The organism is Phyllobacterium pellucidum (genome assembly GCF_013327855.1).
Taxonomy (GTDB): domain Bacteria; phylum Pseudomonadota; class Alphaproteobacteria; order Rhizobiales; family Rhizobiaceae; genus Phyllobacterium; species Phyllobacterium pellucidum.
Map to the genome: position 1 here is coordinate 298047 of NZ_JABUMX010000003.1, position 18168 is coordinate 316214.

At 58.5% G+C, this 18168-nt stretch carries 18 protein-coding genes; 12 read left to right on the forward strand and 6 right to left on the reverse strand.

What is annotated here, in order from left to right; translation table 11 throughout:
* Positions 1 to 104: 104 nt before the first annotated feature.
* Both HQ945_RS14755 and HQ945_RS14760 read left to right on the forward strand, forming a co-directional pair.
* Positions 105 to 1019: a hypothetical protein gene (locus HQ945_RS14755; protein ID WP_091947842.1), complete on the forward strand. Its 915-nt coding sequence runs from the start codon at positions 105 to 107 to the stop codon at positions 1017 to 1019.
* A gap of 134 nt (positions 1020 to 1153) precedes the next feature.
* The gene (locus tag HQ945_RS14760; protein WP_174208231.1) at positions 1154 to 1711 is read left to right on the forward strand and encodes a methylated-DNA--[protein]-cysteine S-methyltransferase; all 558 of its coding nucleotides are present in this window, start codon (positions 1154 to 1156) and stop codon (positions 1709 to 1711) included.
* 25 nt (positions 1712 to 1736) lie between these two features.
* On the opposite strand, the gene HQ945_RS14765 is transcribed toward HQ945_RS14760, so the two are convergent.
* Entirely contained in the window at positions 1737 to 2204 is a 468-nt protein-coding gene (locus tag HQ945_RS14765; protein ID WP_174208232.1) for a GNAT family N-acetyltransferase, read from the reverse strand.
* 560 nt (positions 2205 to 2764) lie between these two features.
* Between HQ945_RS14765 and HQ945_RS14770 the strand changes: the two genes are divergently transcribed.
* The 3 genes from HQ945_RS14770 to HQ945_RS14780 all read left to right on the forward strand — a co-directional run bounded on the left by HQ945_RS14770 (position 2765) and on the right by HQ945_RS14780 (position 4527).
* Positions 2765 to 3469: a DUF899 family protein gene (locus HQ945_RS14770; RefSeq protein ID WP_174208233.1), complete on the forward strand. Its 705-nt coding sequence runs from the start codon at positions 2765 to 2767 to the stop codon at positions 3467 to 3469.
* A gap of 123 nt (positions 3470 to 3592) precedes the next feature.
* A complete protein-coding gene (locus tag HQ945_RS14775) occupies positions 3593 to 4006 on the forward strand; it encodes an HD domain-containing protein (RefSeq protein WP_113281613.1) in 414 nt (137 codons plus the stop codon).
* A 209-nt stretch (positions 4007 to 4215) separates the two neighbouring features.
* On the forward strand, positions 4216 to 4527 hold the full coding sequence (locus HQ945_RS14780; protein ID WP_113281615.1) for a PepSY domain-containing protein: 312 nt from the start codon (positions 4216 to 4218) through the stop codon (positions 4525 to 4527).
* Positions 4528 to 4589: 62 nt separating this feature from the next.
* On the opposite strand, the gene HQ945_RS14785 is transcribed toward HQ945_RS14780, so the two are convergent.
* The gene (locus HQ945_RS14785; protein WP_051614722.1) at positions 4590 to 4883 is read right to left on the reverse strand and encodes a DUF6074 family protein; all 294 of its coding nucleotides are present in this window, start codon (positions 4881 to 4883) and stop codon (positions 4590 to 4592) included.
* 254 nt (positions 4884 to 5137) lie between these two features.
* Here HQ945_RS14785 and HQ945_RS14790 point away from each other — a divergent pair, with 254 nt between their 5' ends.
* The 3 genes from HQ945_RS14790 to HQ945_RS14800 all read left to right on the forward strand — a co-directional run bounded on the left by HQ945_RS14790 (position 5138) and on the right by HQ945_RS14800 (position 7860).
* Positions 5138 to 5566 carry a hypothetical protein gene (locus HQ945_RS14790; protein ID WP_113281617.1) on the forward strand — a complete coding sequence of 143 codons (429 nt, stop codon included), beginning with the start codon at positions 5138 to 5140 and terminating at the stop codon, positions 5564 to 5566.
* A 74-nt stretch (positions 5567 to 5640) separates the two neighbouring features.
* Positions 5641 to 6486 carry an SDR family NAD(P)-dependent oxidoreductase gene (locus HQ945_RS14795; protein ID WP_091920964.1) on the forward strand — a complete coding sequence of 282 codons (846 nt, stop codon included), beginning with the start codon at positions 5641 to 5643 and terminating at the stop codon, positions 6484 to 6486.
* A gap of 123 nt (positions 6487 to 6609) precedes the next feature.
* Positions 6610 to 7860: an aminopeptidase gene (locus tag HQ945_RS14800; RefSeq protein ID WP_113281619.1), complete on the forward strand. Its 1251-nt coding sequence runs from the start codon at positions 6610 to 6612 to the stop codon at positions 7858 to 7860.
* Positions 7861 to 8035: 175 nt separating this feature from the next.
* Here the strand turns inward: HQ945_RS14800 and HQ945_RS14805 are convergent, their stop codons facing one another.
* Complete coding sequence (locus HQ945_RS14805) at positions 8036 to 9139, reverse strand: saccharopine dehydrogenase family protein (protein WP_113281621.1); 1104 nt, start codon at positions 9137 to 9139, stop codon at positions 8036 to 8038.
* A 123-nt stretch (positions 9140 to 9262) separates the two neighbouring features.
* Between HQ945_RS14805 and HQ945_RS14810 the strand changes: the two genes are divergently transcribed.
* The 4 genes from HQ945_RS14810 (at position 9263) to HQ945_RS14825 (ending at position 15257) form a co-directional block, all read left to right on the forward strand.
* A complete protein-coding gene (locus HQ945_RS14810) occupies positions 9263 to 9691 on the forward strand; it encodes an Lrp/AsnC family transcriptional regulator (protein WP_091920958.1) in 429 nt (142 codons plus the stop codon).
* Between the two features lie 85 nt (positions 9692 to 9776).
* On the forward strand, positions 9777 to 10565 hold the full coding sequence (locus tag HQ945_RS14815; protein WP_113281622.1) for an ImuA family protein: 789 nt from the start codon (positions 9777 to 9779) through the stop codon (positions 10563 to 10565).
* A gap of 13 nt (positions 10566 to 10578) precedes the next feature.
* Complete coding sequence (locus HQ945_RS14820) at positions 10579 to 12021, forward strand: DNA polymerase Y subunit UmuC family protein (RefSeq protein WP_174208294.1); 1443 nt, start codon at positions 10579 to 10581, stop codon at positions 12019 to 12021.
* Positions 12018 to 15257, forward strand: coding sequence for an error-prone DNA polymerase (locus tag HQ945_RS14825; protein ID WP_174208234.1), 3240 nt, complete (start codon positions 12018 to 12020; stop codon positions 15255 to 15257). Before HQ945_RS14820 ends, HQ945_RS14825 begins: the two co-directional genes overlap by 4 nt.
* Positions 15258 to 15264: 7 nt before the next feature.
* On the opposite strand, the gene HQ945_RS14830 is transcribed toward HQ945_RS14825, so the two are convergent.
* The 3 genes from HQ945_RS14830 to HQ945_RS14840 all read right to left on the reverse strand — a co-directional run bounded on the left by HQ945_RS14830 (position 15265) and on the right by HQ945_RS14840 (position 18103).
* Positions 15265 to 15507 (reverse strand): DUF768 domain-containing protein, encoded by a 243-nt coding sequence (locus tag HQ945_RS14830; protein ID WP_027231103.1) that lies wholly within the window; start codon positions 15505 to 15507, stop codon positions 15265 to 15267.
* Between the two features lie 146 nt (positions 15508 to 15653).
* The gene (locus HQ945_RS14835; protein WP_027231102.1) at positions 15654 to 15845 is read right to left on the reverse strand and encodes a CsbD family protein; all 192 of its coding nucleotides are present in this window, start codon (positions 15843 to 15845) and stop codon (positions 15654 to 15656) included.
* Between the two features lie 254 nt (positions 15846 to 16099).
* The gene (locus HQ945_RS14840) at positions 16100 to 18103 is read right to left on the reverse strand and encodes an AI-2E family transporter (protein WP_174208235.1); all 2004 of its coding nucleotides are present in this window, start codon (positions 18101 to 18103) and stop codon (positions 16100 to 16102) included.
* Positions 18104 to 18168: the final 65 nt, after the last annotated feature.

Genomic DNA, 18168 nt, shown 5'->3' on the forward strand with positions numbered 1-18168 from the left:
ACCTTAAGGAGGTTTCTATGGGACGCGGTATTCTTCTTTGGCTGCTCGGAGTTCCGATCCCGATCATCCTGCTTCTCTTCCTGTTCATGCGATAGGAGCGAAGCATGTCATTTACCGATATAAATTCAGGCACGGACACGACTGTAGAGTCGAGTTCGAGTGCCGTGAGCTGGGGGCCGATTGTCGCGGGCTCAGTCACCGCGGCAGCGGCGTCGGTTTTGCTGACGTTGCTCGGATCAGGCCTGGGGCTGACCATCGTGTCGCCCTGGGCATCGCAGAGTGCTTCGCTGACGACCTTCGCGGTATCCACGGCGATATGGCTGATCCTTATTCAGTGGTTGTCGTCAGGACTGGGTGGCTATCTGACCGGCCGCCTCAGGACCAAGTGGACGGGCGTTCACACCAACGAGGTATATTTTCGTGATACTGCCCACGGCTTCATTGCATGGGCCCTGGCGACACTGTTCGTCGCGGCCTTGCTGGGCAGCGCCGTCACGTCGACCATTAGTACCGGCGTAAAGGCGGCGTCCAGCGTTGTCTCGGGCACCGCGAATGCTACCGCTTCCGCGGCCGGCGCTGCGGCCAACGATACATCGGTGTCGTACTTTGTCGACAGCCTGCTGCGCCCGGCCACGCCGGCCACCGCGACTTCCCCGGACAGCGCCAGTCAGGCGGCCGGAGAGGTCTCGCGCATACTGCTGAACGCCGCGACAACAGGCACGCTTCCGCCGGATGACCGCAATTATCTGGACCAGGTTGTGGCTTCTCGTACCGGACTGAGTGAAGCCGATGCCAAAGCAAGGGTTGATGCTGTTCTGGCACGCGCCGACGAAGCGAAGAAGGCGGCCGCAGAAGCCGCTGACAAGGCCCGCAAGGCGGGTGCCACTGCCGCCTTCATGGCAGCGTTCTCGCTGTTGATTGGCGCATTCATTGCGAGTGTCGCAGCGGCTCTCGGTGGCCATCATCGCGATACAGATGAGGAAACCAACCTCGCCGCGACGAACAAGGCCTATAAGTAAAGCCTCAAAGCCTGGCGCGCCCAACCGCGCCAGGCAATTCAATCGGGTTTTGTCAGCATGCTGCAGGAATCGGATTGAATCTCGACGCCAAAGCGACGATTTTTGATGCAGGCTGAAACTTGAGAGTGTCTGCCATGACAACCCACCAATACTATATCTTTGATACGCCTGCTGGCTTTTGCGGCATCGCCTGGAATGATATCGGCATCACCCGTTTTCAACTGCCGTCCCGCACCGCCGAGGCAACGGAGCGTAACCTGTTGCGCCGCATTCCCGATGGAACGCCGGCGAACCCTCCGGCTGAAATAGCCGCCGCAGTTGCCGAGGTGAAGCGCTATTTTTCCGGCGAAGAAATCGATTTTTCCAGTTTGACACTCGATCTTGGCGAACAGGACCCGTTCTTTACGGCGGTTTATGCTGCGGCACGGCGCGTTGGCTGGGGTGATACCACCACCTATGGTGCACTGGCGAAGCAACTTGGCGCCGGTCCCGAAGCTGCGCGCGACGTCGGGGTTGCCATGGCTAAAAACCCGGTCGCGCTGATTATTCCCTGTCATCGCGTCCTTGCCGCGGGTGGCAAGATAGGTGGCTTTTCGGCGCCAGGCGGGTCCACTGCAAAAATGCGCATGCTTGAGCTTGAAGGCGTTCAGGTTGGCCCGGCACCAGCCGCACAGCAGTCGTTTGGCTTCTAGGAACCGGCGCGGCGCGCTTCGGCGCTCAACGTACGAGGGAGCATTGCATGAACATGGTAATCCTGTCGGGCACCGGGTCGAAGGGCTCGCACTCTTCAAAGCCGAGACCGCGATAAAGGGCAATTGCCTCGTTCATGTAGGTGGCAGTCATCACGGTCGTCATAAGCGCGAGCCCGACGCGTTTGCCACGCAGCTGCGGCTTTACATATAGTTTGTGAACTTCTCCGACGCCGTCACCTTCATCGGTACAGCCCACGCAACCGACGGCCTCGCCGCCAATATGGGCAATGAAGAAATCCGCGCCGTCTTCTGAAAATTTCGCCATGAGGTCCTGCGGTGAAGCGCCGAAATAAGCGGCGACGACCTCGTGGAACGGCATGCCGGCGCCGGAATTGATATCTGTATCCCATGCTCCGAGCGCGCTGACGAACTCCCTTGCGACTTCGAAGTCGGAAATGTCCCGCGCCCGCCTGATCGTTATGTCTGCATCCATCCGTTTTCTCCTGGGAGAGAAGTTATCACGGCCTGCGAAAATCGAAACAGGATCAATTTGGCTGTCCGGCATCCTGGGCTTGCCGTTATACGCCTCCTACGCAGGCATGGATCCTCGGGACAAGGGCCCGAGGATGACGGCGGGGGCTGGATGAAGGTAGTGCCTATTGACCCGCTCTCACCGACGAGGTGGTCATATCGCCCTCCTGGTTCCACACGAGATTATAAGTGGCTTAGACATCAACGACGGATGTGGAACGTGAACACTTTGATTCCCTACTTCTCCGTTTTTTGCCGTCGTCCTAGGCCTCTGAGCGTCACTCCCGCCCTCGCCTCACCCGTCGCCCCCGCCCTCGCCTCACCGTCCCCCATCACCCCCCTCCCTGCCGTCCCCCTTCGTGCCCTTCCTGCCCGGAACAGATGCGGGCGATCAATGTTTGCCATTTGTGAAATATGTTGATATCAACCTTATTGGGCGGAAACTTCAGCACGGCGGAATGGCATCTGATGCCAGAACTGCCGCAGTGCACGCGCAAGGCGCCAACTTCAGAGGATCGAGCCATGAGCATATCCCATTCGCTTACTCCCGCAGCCGAACTCGCCAGCCGCAATGGCGTACGCTATCCCAACGAGAGCGCCGCCTACCGGCAGGCACGCGATGCCCTTCTGGCGGAGGAGATCGAACTGAGGCGGCATATCGAACGCGTCGCCGAGCAGCGGCGGGCCTTGCCGCCGGGCGGTGAGGTGGCGAAGGACTATCGCTTTGACAGCGAGTACGGACCCGTCAGTTTTGCCGACCTGTTCAGCGGCAAGCAGACGCTTGTCGTCTACAATTACATGTTCGGACCGGAACGTGAGCGTCCTTGTCCCATGTGCACCTCGCTGCTGAGTGCCTGGGACGGCGAAGCTCGCGATGTCGAACAGCGCGTTGCACTGGCGGTCGTCGCTCGCTCGCCCATCGAACGCCTCGTTGCCTTCAAAAAGGAGCGCGGCTGGCAGGCTTTGAAGCTCTATTCCGACGCCAGTGGTGCGTTCAGCCGCGACTATCATGCCTGGCCGCCGGAAGGCGGGGATGACGCGGCCTTCAATGTCTTCACGCGGCGCGACGGAACGATCCGCCATTTCTGGGGTGGCGAGATGGGGTTTGTCACGGCTGACCCCGGGCAGGATCCGCGCGGCGCGCCGGACCTGATGCCGATCTGGACGATCCTTGACTGTACTCCAGAGGGTCGAGGTTCGGACTGGTATCCGAAGTTGAACTACTAGAGCGGGCGAAAAACGCATCGCTCAATGCGTTCTCTTACAGTGTAGTTACGGGGTTTCACAGGTGGAACAGTTACGCTCCCGGGCAGTTATGATCTTCAATCAAAAACGTCCGGGAGTTCTGCCATGCCATCCCTCGAGCAAGCCATATCCATTGCTGCGAGTGCCCATGCTGGTTACCGCACTGAAAATGATGAGCCCTATATTTTGCACCCGCTTCGGGTGATGCTTGGCCTCCACGATGAGGACGAGCGAATCGTCGCTGTTCTCCACGACGTTGTCGAGAAAACCGGCTGGACACTCGACAATCTGCGCAATGAAGGTTTTTCCGAACAGATTATCGCAGCAGTTGACGCGGTGACGCGCCGCCACAACGAGGATTACTTCGATTTCGTGCAGCGTACGCGCAACAACGATCTCGGCAGGCGGGTCAAGATCATGGATTTGAAGGATAATATCGCCAAGGTCAGGAACGATCGCCGATCATCGCAAGCCGAGGAAAAGCTGGCGAAATATGAAGATGCCCTCGTCCGGCTTTAGTGAGCATTTGTGTTATTCAGCCGCATGCCGATCGCCGGTGACATATTTCTGACCGTTTTGTGCAGTGCTCCTTGCCGCCCCGACCGTACTGCCCGAGGGTTTTTTGCGCGGTGTTAAGTTTGTCGTACATGAATGCAAGGAACCACCCCGCAACTTGAACGTTGACTCGCTGAATGGGCGGAACATTCAACAACTATGAGGGAAGAATTATGAGAAAACTGTTGATCATTGGAGCGACCGCCTTGGTCGCGATCACGTCCGCGCCACAGGCATTTGCGCAATCTATCGTAATTGGCCCCGATGGCGTCCGACTGGCTGAGCCGCAGAGGGAACCGGCGTATCGTTCGCGGGAAATTTCCGAACGTGATGCAGTTCGAATCGCGCGAAGCGAGGGTGTTCGCGACGTAGACGATGTAAGGCGCAGAGGTTCGCGCTTCGTCGTGGAAGGCATAGACCGCCGCGGTGACGATATCCGTGTCGATATCGACCGTCGCACAGGTGACGTTGTTGCCGTCAGGTAATCTTAAACAATGAAAATTAAAAGCCCGCCATCGGAATTGGCGGGCTTTTGCTTGTCGGAGATTTAATAGGCCGTTTCGCCGTTGGCGTCGTCAAAGTAAGATAGGCGCGCAAGCTCGCGTTCAACGGCCGAGAAGAAGGCGCCGACCTGTTCGTCCTGCTCCTCCTCGGCGATGCCGATTTTGCTGAGGTGTCTGAAGAGCGTTTCTGCCACCTGGTTTCGATAGGCACCGGCTTGCCGGTCCGAGACCTTTTCGGCGATCCTTGCCGCCACTTCGCGAATCTTCGCCGCCCTCCGCGTAAGCGGAAATGCGATGACCCGGCACGGCGTGGTGGCTTCGGCTTCAAACATGCTCATATTCTTCCCGGTTCCCGCAGGCGCGGTTGTCAATCGATTCGCCTGACGATAGGGGAAATTGTCCTAACAATTTGTTTCCGCAGGCCTTTGGGCCCTCTGCGATCTCTGTTGGACTGGTTACGTAACGCCCTGTGCGACAAGGGCAGCGGGAACAGTCTGTGCGTAACGGCCTCAAAATGTTGCCCGTCATGGCATGCGGGCCTATCAAGTGAGGGACAAGTGATTCGTTTTCGTTACGGCGCAGACAGTGAGACATGGCACTTAGCAACGCGGAGAGACAGCGGCGGCACCGCGAGCGGCAAAAGCAGAAACTTGCCGCCGCCGCGCCGGATCTGGCAACGCAGTATGAGAACGTCGGTGCAGATCTTCGTGAAAAGCTCTATGCCCTCATCGATGCGGAAAACGCGCATCGCGAACGTTACATAACGGCCCTCTCGCTGGAGCGCATCGACTTCAGCAGGGTTATTCTCGATATCGCTCTCAATGAAGATCGCTCCGGCATTGCCGATACGGCGAGGATTGTCCTCCTGCAGGCGCTGTGCATGGGCGAAAGTACCGAAAAAGAGATTATCGAAGCGCTCCGGCAAAAAGCGCTTGAGGCAGCGCAACAGACTCATGGCTATGATTCGCAGGATCAGATAGGCCCGCTTGCGCACTATATGCGCGTGCCGAACTTCGGCTGACCGAATGGTTTTACTTCCGTGTCTGGCGTCTGCTAGATTCAGGCTTCGACGCGATCTCATTGGAGGGAAAAGACATGGCGCATCCGGCTTTTTTACCATCCAACGTTGCAGTTATAACAGGAGGCGCATCAGGCATAGGGTTTGCGGCAGCCAGGCGCTTCGCCAGGATGGGTCTCAAAGTCGCAATTGCTGACCTTGCCGGGGAAAAGCTCGAGACGGCCCGCGCCACGTTGGCGACCGAGGCCGGAAGTGAGAATGTCTTGGCCGTTGCGACGGATGTCACGAATGTGCCAGAGCTCGAGCACCTGAGAGAGGCGGTCGACGCCAAATTCGGCGGGGCCGATATTCTGATGAACAATGCCGGTATCCAGCCCGGCAGCAGCGTCTTCGATGCAAAAAACTGGGACAGCATCCTCGCCGTCAACCTCTTTGGCATCATCCGTGGCAGCCAGGTTTTCGGCCCTTCGATGATAAAGCGGCAGAAGCCCGGGCTCATCATCAATACGGGGTCCAAGCAGGGGATCACCACCCCGCCCGGCGATCCGGCCTACAATGTCTCCAAATCCGGCGTCAAAACCTTCACCGAGGCCCTAGAGCATGAGTTACGCAACACGAAGGACTGTCACGTAACGGCACATCTTTTCATTCCCGGATTCGTCTATACGCCGCTCGCCGCAGGCGGTCGAACAGAGAAACCAGCGGGCGCATGGACAGCCGAACAGACCGTCGATTTCATGCTCGAGCGCGTATCCGCCGGCGATTTCTACATTCTTTGTCCCGATAACGACGTGACCCGCGCCTTGGATGAAAAGCGCATATTCTGGGCCGCGCACGACATGATCGAGAACCGCCCGCCGCTTTCGCGCTGGCATCCGGACTATCAGGACAAGTTCACCGCATTTCTGAGGGACACTGACTGATCAGCACAACAGCGCGATCACAGACGGGTTCATGCTGACTGAACTTAATTCGGATCCGTGCCTTGATGCGGCCGTTGGTCCGGTTCTATGCTGGAGCATCGTTTTGATCAGCATGGATTTCCAATGACCTCGTCCCCCAAAATCCCGTCCGTCGATCCCGTCAAGCTTGACCGTCTGGCGGAAGTTTCCGTCAAGATCGGCCTGCAGCTGCAGCCGGGGCAGGATCTCTTGATCACCGCGCCGCTTGCGGCGGTGCCTCTCGTGCGCCGCATCACCGAACATGCCTATAAGGCCGGCGCCGGCCTCGTGACGGCGCTTTACAACGATGAAGAAACGACCCTGATGCGCTATCGCAACGCGCCGGACGACAGCTTCGACCGCTCTGCAGGCTGGCTCTATGAAGGCATGGCCAAGGCTTTCTCAGAAAATACCGCGCGGCTCGCCGTGGCCGGCGATAATCCCATGCTGCTTTCTGCCGAGGATCCGGAGAAGGTCGCCCGCGCCAACCGAGCGCAATCGCGCGCCTATCAGCCGGCGCTGGAAAAGATTGCCGGGTTCGACATCAACTGGAACATTGTTTCCTATCCCACCCCCTCCTGGGCCAGGCAAGTCTTCCCGGATCAGGATCCGGACGTTGCGGTCGCGATGCTCGCGGATGCGATTTTCGCCGCATCGCGTGTCGATGTCGAGGATCCGGTCAGCGCCTGGCGCGATCACAACGCCGCCCTGCACCGCCGCACGGCCTGGCTCAACGCCCATGCCTTTTCCGCATTGCATTTCAAGGGCCCGGGCACCAATCTGACCGTCGGGCTCGCCGGCGAGCACGAGTGGCATGGCGGCGCATCGGTTGCCAAGAACGGCATCACCTGCAACCCCAACATCCCGACCGAAGAAGTGTTTACAACCCCGCATGCCCTGCGCGTCGACGGTCACGTATCGAGCACCAAGCCGCTCTCGCATCAGGGAACATTGATAGAGAACATCAAGGTTCGCTTCGAAGGCGGCAAAATCGTCGAGGCGAAGGCAACGCGCGGCGAAGAAGTGTTCAACAAGGTGCTTGGCACGGACGAAGGCGCGCGGCGCCTCGGCGAAGTCGCTCTCGTACCGAATTCGTCACCGATCTCGGCCTCAGGCCTCCTGTTCTTCAACACGCTTTTCGATGAAAACGCTGCCAGCCACATCGCGCTCGGCCAGTGCTATTCGAAGTGCTTTATCAATGGCGACAGGTTGACACCGGATGAAGTGGCGGCGCGGGGCGGCAACAAGAGCCTCATCCATATCGACTGGATGATCGGTTCGGGCGAGATCGATGTCGACGGCATCAACAAGGACGGATCCGCCGTGCCGGTCATGCGCAAGGGCGAATGGGTCTAAGTAGCGTTTAACGCTGGCAGCGAGACGGCAAATTCTGTGGTTGGCGACAGGCCATCGGCCGCAGAACGCGCAAGAGTAAATCGATGCGGCAAATCAGTGAAATTTCGCCTTTGCACAAAAAAGAGGAGCTGGCCGGGGCCAACTCCTCTTTTCTCATTTCTAACGCCGAGGGTATTTAAGCGACGAGACGTCCTGCCGATTCGGACTGGGCGTAAGCCTTGCCGAAGCGGTTGGCGAGGAAAGTGTCGAGCGCGATATCTTCCTGGCGGATGAAGCCCTGCTGCGGCAGTTCGCCCTTAGCCAGCATGTCGAGCACGGCGCAGATGGCCGATGCCGTCGTTATCTGAATGCCGCTGTAAAGCTGCGCGCCGATATGGTTGCTGTAGACCTTATTGGCATAGGTTTCCTGCAGGAGCCGGCCCTTCTTGCGGCCGCTGACGGTGACGAAGATGACGACGACGTCCTGCAGGGTGGACGGAAGCGCATTCTCGAGAATGTCCTTCAGCACATCGCGGCGATCGCGCAGGCCGAGATCGTTCAACAGCGCCTTCATGATGGCCGCATGTCCGGGATAGCGAATGGTGCGATAGTTGAGGGTGCGCACCTTGCCGAGCAGCGATTCGCACAGAGTGCCGAGACCGCCCGAGGTATTGAACGCCTCGTAAGTGACGCCGTCGAGGGAGAATTCCTCGCGCTCTTCCAGCGCCGGAACTTCGATCAACTCGCCATCGACGATGGCTTCGCAAGGCTCGCAATATTCGTTGATGACGCCGTCCGTGCTCCAGGTCAGATTGTAGTTGAGGGCATTGGACGGATATTGCGGCAATGCGCCGACGCGCATGCGCACGCTTTCAAGCGAGTCGAAACGCTTGGCGAGGTCGTTGGCCACGATAGAGATGAAGCCTGGCGCAAGGCCGCACTGCGGGATGAAAGCAGTCTTTGCCGTTGCCGAAAGCTGCCTGACAATGCGGGTGCTGGCGACGTCTTCGGTAAGGTCGAGATAATGAACGCCGGACTTGGCAGCTGCCTCGGCAATGCGCGTGGTTAGGTGGAACGGCGCAGCGCTCAATACAGCGAATTTTCCTGCAAGAACCCCTTCAAGCGCGCCGGCTTCATCGATTTCGATGCATTTCGTTGTAACGTTCGCCGATACGTCGAGCCCATCGAGCTGGGCTTGCGAGCGGTCAACGACGGTGACGCTGTAATCCCCGGTATTGGCGAGTAGATTGGCGATCGTTCCGCCGATTTTGCCTGCGCCTACGACAACAATATTTTTCATGTGATTCCCCAATGGACAAAATAGCCTCGCGCGAATGTCGCAGGCTTGTTCGGCGGAATGAAGTATGTAAACTGACGATATGACATTCTATTTTTTAGCATTTCGACGAATGGATTAGTTAATATGCTGACAGACGCCGATCATGCCCTGCTCTCCCTGCTGCGCGAGAATGCAAGGGCTTCCACCGCCGATCTCGCCCGCAAGCTCGGCGTTTCGCGCACGACGGTGCAAAGCCGCATCGAACGACTGGAAAAGCGCGGAATGATCCGTGGCTATGGCGTGCAACTTTCGCCGGAGTATGAGCAGAATCTCGTCAAGGCGCATGTGCTCGTCACCGCCTTGCCAAAGCTTGCCGTCAAGGTTGAGGCGGCCCTTAAAAAGATTGCCTGGGTGAGGACGCTGCATTCGGTCAGCGGACAATTCGACATGATCGTTATCGTCGAAGCGCCTTCGATCCAGGAACTCGACCGGCTGCTTGACGAGATCGGCGCGCTTGAGGGCGTCGAGCGAACCATGTCGTCGATTATTCTTTCGACGCGCATCGATCGTTGAGAACGTAAACTCAGGCAACTGCTTGACTCTCACCGCCATTGGATTCCATAATAGAACATATCGTGAACATTCAGGGGTTGAGTAGGTGGCGACAACCGTCGATCTTACGGCGTTGCGGCGTGATATTGCGTCTTTGAGCGCAGGCATTTCGCCTGCCGCCAAGCGCTCTGCCTTTGCCTTCGGCATCGAAACGCTCGACCGCATGTTCCGCCACGGAATCGAGAGGGGCGCAGTCCATGAGGTCTTTGCCGATGAGGCAGGTGACGCTGGGGCAGCAACAGGCTTCGTCATCGCTCTTGCCCTGCGCGCTGCCTCCAACCAAAGCCTCATCTTGTGGCTTGAAGAGGATTTCGCAGCCCAGGAACATGGGTTTCCCTATGCGCCCGGCCTCAGGCACATCGGCCTCGACCCGCAACGCCTCGTCATCGTGCGCTGTGCCACGCCGCAGGATGTGCTTAAGGCGGCTGCGGATAGCCTTGGCATTCGCGGAACAGGTGCGGTGATTATCGCGCCTTGGAGCAATCCGAAGTGTCTCGACCTTACGGCCTCGCGCAAATTGCTGCTTTCGGCCCAGCAGACGAATGTGCCTGCCTTTCTCCTGCGGCTCGGCGCTCAGCCCACGGAAAATGCCGCGACTACGCGCTGGCTTATCCGTTCCGCCGCATCGCAATCGAGCGGGGCAAATGCCCCCGGCCATCCCGTGTTCGATGCGACGCTTATTCGCAACCGGCAGGGCATGACCGGCCATTGGATCCTGCAATGGGAGAGTGAAGACCATGTGTTCCGACAGATCGAACCGCTTTCTGGCAATGTGGTTCCCGCACCTGCCTACCGACCGCCTCAAACGCGAAAGTCCGGCACGCGCTCTTACTGACCAGCATCTGATAGTGGTGGACAAGATTGCTAATGCCTTAAGGCTGACGGCTGTAGACGAACAAGCAGCCAAGGCCGGCCTTTACAAGGGCATGGCCCTGACCGATGCCCGCGCGCAATTCGACAAGCTCGACATCGCCTTCGCCTCGCCGCGCAAAGATGGCGAGCTTTTGGAAAAGCTTGCCGACTGGTGCGACCGCTATACGCCGCTGGTTGCACTCGATGCACCGCATGGGCTTATTCTGGACATGACCGGGTGCATCCACCTTTTCGGCGATGAACCCACATTGCTTAAGGACGTTCACCGGCAATTGCAGCGGCATGGCATGATCGTGAAGACGGCCTTTGCAGGCAATGCGGCAGCGGCAAGCGCGCTCGCCCGGCATTCTGCGGGCGGCATCGTCGAGCCCTCGGACCAGAACCGGCGGCTTTATGCGCTTCCTCTTGTCAGCCTCGATCTCGAAGACGCCCATATTGCCGGTCTCAGGCGTGCCGGCTTGCGCACCGTCGGTGATCTTGATGTTCTGCCGCGTGCAGCCCTGACAGCCCGTTTCGGTAATGGTGTGGTTGCGGGTCTCGATGCCCTGTTTGGCCGGCAGAGCAAGCCTATTTCGCCGCGCCGCATCGTACCAGTCTGCATGGTGGAAAGGCGCATGGCCGAGCCCTTGATTGCGATGGAAGCCGTCGAGCTTGTGCTCGTTCAGCTGGCAGACGAGCTGTTCATCCGCCTGGGGCAGCGCGTCGAGGGCGCGCGGGAAATCGAGGCGAGTTTTTTCCGCACTGACGGCAATGTGCGCCGGCTGCGCATCGAGGCAGGAAGACCCTTGACCGATACGAAAACCCTGATGCGCCTGATGAAGGAGCGCTTGTCTACACTTGCCGAGCCTCTCGATGCCGGCTTCGGCTTTGACATGATCCGCCTCGGTGCCCTGCGCACGGACCGTACCCGGCATCAGCAGAAAAGTCTCGATGACCGCGAGCAGGAAACCGAAGAGGTAGAAAGGTTGATCGACCGGCTTTCCATCCGCCTCGGCAATAGCCGCGTCCTGCGGCCAACCCCTGTCGACACCCATATTCCGGAACGAACGGTCGCTCTCGAGCCCGCATCAAAGACCAAGCGCGAAAGCAATGGCGAATGGACGGCGCAGCCTCAAGGCGATCCACCGGAGCGGCCGGTCAGGCTTTTCCAGCCGCCTGAACGCATCGAGGCGACTTTCGAGGTTCCGGATTCGCCGCCCGCGCAATTCATCTGGCGCCGCGTCAGGCACAATGTCGTCCTCGCCGAAGGCCCGGAACGCATCGCTCCGGAATGGTGGCGTGAGCATTCCGGAGCGCTGACAAGGGACTATTACCGGCTGGAGGATAGTTCCGGCAAACGCTTCTGGGTTTTCAGGGAAGGCTTGCTCGAGCGCGGCACTCCTAACCCGCGCTGGTATCTGCATGGGCTTTTCGCATGAATTATGCCGAGCTTGCCGTCACCAGCAATTTTTCCTTTCTGGAAGGCGCATCGCAGCCGGAGGAACTGGTCAAGGCCGCCGCCCTTCTCGGTCTTGACGGCCTTGGCATTGCCGACCGCAATACGCTTGCCGGGGTCGTCCGCGCCTATTCTGCGCACAGGGATTTGCAGAAGGCTGCGGGAATCAATCTCAAGCTTTTTATTGGATGCAGACTGGTTTTCATCGATGATACGCCGGATTTGCTGGTCTATCCGCGCGACCGCCCGGCCTATGGCCAGCTTTGCCGGCTTTTGAGCGAGGGCAAGGACCGAGCGAAGATAAAGGGCGAATGCCATCTCCGTTTCGAGGATTTTCAGTTTCGGGCGAGAGACTTCCAGATCATCGTCATGCCGGCCCGCGGCAGCAGGGACTTAACGCCGTTCCTCAAGATACTTGCGCTGGCGACTCCAGGTTCAGTCTGGCTTGGGCTTGCCATGCCGCATCAAGGCGCGGACAGGCGCTATGGTGAAAGGCTGGCCCGGATGGCAGCCAAGGCGGATATTCCCCTTCTGGCAGTCAACAATGTCCTTTATCACACGCCCTCGCGTCGCCCGCTGCAGGATGTCCTGACCTGCATTCGCGAGCATGTGACGATCGATGAGGCGGGCAGGCGGCTCGAAAGGAACGCCGAGCGGCATATGAAATCGCCGCAGGAGATGCAGCGGCTTTTCCGGCATTTTCCTGGCGCCCTGCCTGAAACCCGTCGCTTCATCGAGCCTATCCGCTTCTCTCTCGATGAGTTGAAATACAACTATCCGGATGAACCTGTGCCGCCAGGCAAGACGCCCCAGCAGCATCTCATCGACGAGACCTGGAAGGGTGCGGCAAAGCGCTATCCGGAAGGTGTTCCCGGCAAGGTAAGCGAACTCCTTGAAAAGGAACTCGCCCTCATTGGCCGGCTCAAATACGCGCCCTATTTCCTGACCGTTTACGACATCGTCACCTTCGCCCGATCGCAGAAGATCCTGTGTCAGGGACGCGGCTCTTCGGCAAATTCGGCGGTTTGCTATTGCCTCGGTATTACCGCGGTCGATCCCGTCAAGATCAACCTCCTGTTCGAGCGGTTCCTTTCGGCCGAGCGTAAGGAACCGCCCGATATAGACGTAGACTTTGAGCACGAGCGGCGTGAAGAGGTGATGCAGTGGGTCTATGAGCGTTATGGGCGCCATCGCGCCGCCATCGTCGCCACCGTCATCAGCTATCGCCCGCGCAGTGCCATTCGCGATGTCGGCAAGGCTCTGGGACTGACGGAGGACGTCACCGCAGCGCTTGCCAATACGGTCTGGGGCAGTTGGGGTTCGGCCGTTGAAAAGCAGGAGGTGCGGCAGGCTGGCCTCGATCCTGACAATGTGATGATCCGCCGCGCGGTCCGGCTTGCCACCGAACTCATCGGCTTTCCCCGCCACCTCTCGCAGCATGTCGGCGGCTTCGTGCTGACGCAGGAGCGGCTCGACGAGACGGTGCCGATCGGTCCCGCCGCCATGGCCGAGCGGTCTTTCATCGAATGGGACAAGGACGATATCGACGCGCTCAACATCATGAAGGTCGATGTGCTTTCGCTCGGCATGCTGACCTGCATCCGCAAGGCGTTCGACCTCATTCATCTTCATGGCGGCGATCGGTTCGAACTGGCAACCGTCCCCAAGGAGGACGAGAAGGTCTACGACATGCTCTGCAATGCCGATTCCCTTGGCGTGTTCCAGGTGGAAAGCCGGGCCCAGATGAACATGCTGCCACGCCTGAAGCCCAGAAAATTCTACGATCTGGTTATCGAGGTCGCCATTGTCCGTCCAGGCCCGATCCAGGGTGACATGGTGCATCCCTATCTTCGCCGCCGCAACGGGATCGAGCCTGTCTTCTATCCCGCCCCTTCGCCCGAGCATGGCGACAAGGACGAATTGCGCAACGTTCTGGAAAAGACCCTCGGCGTGCCGCTCTTTCAGGAGCAGGCGATGCGCATAGCCATCGAAGCTGCAAAGTTCACGCCCGACGAAGCCAATCAGTTGCGCCGTGCTATGGCGACCTTCCGCCGTGTGGGCACGATCAACCAGATGGAGCAGAAGATGGTGGATGGCATGGTCCGCCGCGGCTATGAGCGCAGCTTTGCCGAAAATTGCTTCAATCAGATCAAGGGATTTGGCGAATACGGCTTTCCCGAAAGCCATGCTGCAAGCTTTGCCATCCTTGTCTATATTTCCTCCTGGATCAAATGCTATCATCCGGCAGCCTTTGCCGCTGCGCTTTTGAATTCGCAGCCCATGGGCTTTTACGCGCCGGCGCAGATCGTTCGCGATGCGCGCGAGCACGGCGTGGAAATCCGGGCTGCCGATATCAATTTCAGCAGCTGGGACAATACCCTCGAAAAGACGGAGGACGGCCTCGCCACGCGCTTGGGATTGCGTCAGATCGGTGGTTTTTCCAAGGATTGGGCAAATATCATCGTGGCCAAACGCCGCTCGGCCTATACCAATATCGAAGAGTTTCGTCGCCTGACGCGGCTTGAGAGAAGAGCCTATGTCCTCCTTGCCGATGCCGATGCGTTCCGTTCGCTCGGCATTGCCCGACGCGAGGCGCTTTGGGCGGTGCGCCGCCTGCCGAACGACGAGACTTTGCCGCTTTTTCAGGCTGCCGACAGCAATGAACTTCCGGAGGAAGCAGAGACCAGGCTGCCTTCAATGAAACTGTCCGAACATGTCGTTGCGGATTACGAATCGACGCGGCTTTCCCTGAAGGGCCACCCAATGCAGTTTCTTCGCGAGATGTTTGCTCGCGAGAACGTACTGACCTGCAGGCAAGCCAACAATCTCGGCAATAATCGCCGCGTCAAGGTTGCGGGTGTCGTCACAGTCCGGCAGCGGCCGGGAAGCGCCAAGGGTGTTGTCTTCATGACCATCGAGGATGAGACGGGCATCGCCAATATTGTCGTGTGGAAGAAGATGCTGGAGAAGTACCGCCGTGAAGTGATGGGCGCCCGGCTGATACTTATCGAGGGCACTGTCCAGAGCGCCGAAAACGTCGTCCATGTCGTGGCAACGAGGCTTACCGACCGAACCAACGCGCTTTACCTTCTATCCGAACAACTCGCAACGCTGCCGGTCTCGCATAGCGATGAAGTTGCGCATCCAGTGTCAGAAGAATCGCGGGGCCGCCATCCTCGCAATGTGCGCATCTTGCCGAAATCGAGGGATTTTCATTAGTCGATGCTTAAGCCTGCTTGCTTTCCTTGGCGAGGGCCGCGCGATCGATGGCGGTGATCATGCAGATCTCAAGATCGCCCAGGCCATCCTTTATCTCTGCGAACGAAATGCCCGCAGCTTCCGCATCCGCCGCACATTTCTCTGCCAGCTGTTTGGGCCGCCGGTCATGATGCGCCATGTCCGCCGGCTTGCTTGCATCCACGTTGGTCGAGATCCAGTCATTGACAAAATCGATCGCTCTCTGGCTCATCCAATCCTCCTTACCTCTTCCCAACACGGTCTGGCTTGCCTTCAAAATATGCCCTTATCCGCCATATATCCAGTGTGATGATGGGCCCATGAAAGCATTTGGCCGGCTTCAACGAGCCGGCCAAAATCAAAAAAGCGATGAATACATCAAGCTTTGTCGACAACCTTTTTGACTGCGTCCTTGGCCTTGCCCTTGGCTACCTGAGCATCGCCCTTAAGCTCCTGGGCCTTGCCTTCGGCTTCCATCTTGCGTGATCCTGACACCTTGCCTGCAGCCTGCTTAAGATTGCCTGCAGCCTTGTTGGCCGTGCCCGAAACTTTATCGCTGGTGCTACCCATCATGTGCTCCTTGAAATTTGCATTTACCCCAGTAAAACGGCGGGAACTTGTAAAGGTTCCGCGAGTGATATATTCAATTCATTGAAAACATTCGATAATATTCCAAAATAGTGTGACCCGGCGCCCACGGGGGAACAGGCACCGGGTCCTTACGCTACTGGCTGGGGTTGGCCAGCAACCTCGAAACGTGTCAGCCTTGTCTTGGTTCCAAGCCTGAAATCTTCCGGTGACGTCTCCTGACAAGACGTGACCTTTCACGCACTGATCAGCTCCAGCGCATCCTCCACGGACGACGCAAAATGACAGTTGCGCGTCGACCCGACGATCTTCTCACCATCGACATTCTCAGGATCTTCCGACCAGAAGCTGATGACGATCTTGACGCGCCCGTTCCTGCGCCGGATGCGGCGGACCAGATACCGCGCATGGGCCACCGACGAGACATTGAGATAGCTGATATGAATGACACTGACGCCCGTAAGGTCGAGCTTACCGATGCTGCCGGACTCGAGTTCGTCGTGGGAAATATCGCGCACCTCGAAGCCACGCCGTTCCAGAATATCGCCAAGGATGACGGCTGCCGCATCGTCGAATTCGCCGCGACCGCCTGCCGAAATGGCGACACGCGCTTCTTCTTCGGGCGGCGGTTCCTTGGCCTTGGCTTTGGCTGCCTTTGGCTTGGTGCCCGGCCGATCAGCACTCTTTTCAGTCTCTTCCGGCTTGCCGTTTTCTTCCTCTTCCTCCTCGTCGTCGTGATGTTCCGAGAGATTTTCAACGAGAAGAACGGTTCCCTGAGCTACGCGGCTGCGGCGGGTCGAATCAAGGACGCCTCTCGCCCGGTCGTTCTCGGCGAGGAACAGCGCCGGGATCGCGACCGAAGCATAGTATTCCTCGATCGTGGAAGACTGCAGAAACTCCTCCGCCCTTTCCGTTGCTTCGTCCGGATCGCCGGAAAGAAGCCTTTGGTAAAGCTGTTGCGGCGGTGAAAGGACAGGCTCGTTGCCGAGAAGGACGTCTAGAAATTCGAACTTTGGAACATGCCTGCCGAGAACGACAAGGCAGACCGTGAGCGGCGTTGAAAGGATTAGTCCGATTGGCCCCCAGATCCAGGTCCAGACGATCGCGGCCATGAGGATGGCAACCGGCGACAGACCCGTTCTTGATCCATAGAGCAACGGCTCCATGACATTGCTGCTGACAAGTTCAAGGACGATGAACAGCGCGCCGGTCCAGAACAACAGCATCCAGCCGGGATCGACCGCCAGCGACAGAATAAGGGGAAAGGCGGCGGCCATGATCGGGCCGATATAAGGAACGAAGCGCAAGACGATGGCGAGCATGCCCCATAGCATCGGATTGGGGATGCCGATAACCCAGAGCCCGATGCCAATCGGAACGCCGAAACTGATATTGATGATCAGCTGCATCAAAAGGTATTGGCCCACACGCTTTCCGGCGTCGTGGAGCGCAGTCGTCGTTCGGTGGATATCGCTGGCACCGACGAGCTTGATGAAGCGATCGCGCAGATCCTCGCGGCGCATCAACATGAAGATGACGACGACGATGATGATGCCAACCGTGGCAAGAGGCTGGATGAGCGGGCCTGCGAAAGTCTGGAGCAGGCTCAGGGGGTCGGGTGGCGGATACTTGATCTCCACGGGAACCGGCTTGTTCGGATCATTGCCCTGCAGCGGGGATCCCCCGGCCGCCTGGTTGTTCTCGACATTCTGCGGCCGCTCGTGCTGCGGCTCGGGCTTCTTTTCCGGTTCTACGGCAAAACGCTCGACCTCGTCCGAGCGGCCGATTTCATCGTTGAACCGCTTCAGCATCCTGGCGCCGCGATCGAAAATACTGTTGCCGGATTGCGCTTCCTTCACCGTGCGGATCTTGGCTTCTATATTGTACTGGTAGCTTGGAAGGTTCTGCGCCAGCACCGTCAGCTGACTGACGACGATGCTGACAAAGATGAATATGGCGAGGAACGCCATGGCGACGACGCTGATGACCGCAAAGGCCTTGGGAATGCCGGAACGATGCAGCTTCGTTACCATTGGCGAAAGGGCGAAGGTCAGGAGCAGCGCCATTGCCAGCGGCACGAAAACATCGCGTGCGAAATAAAGCGCAGCGACAATGGCAATTGCGACGACAACCGGCGGAAACTGCTGTTGGGGATCTGCTGCTTCGGGCGCTGGAACCGGACGTAAACTGATCCGCTCGACCGCGCGCGAAACCTTTGCCCCGCTATCCTCAGACGGCATGAGAATCCCCCAATCTGAGGTTCATAAATAGCACGCTCCCGTTGCAACCCGGACTAGAAACGAAG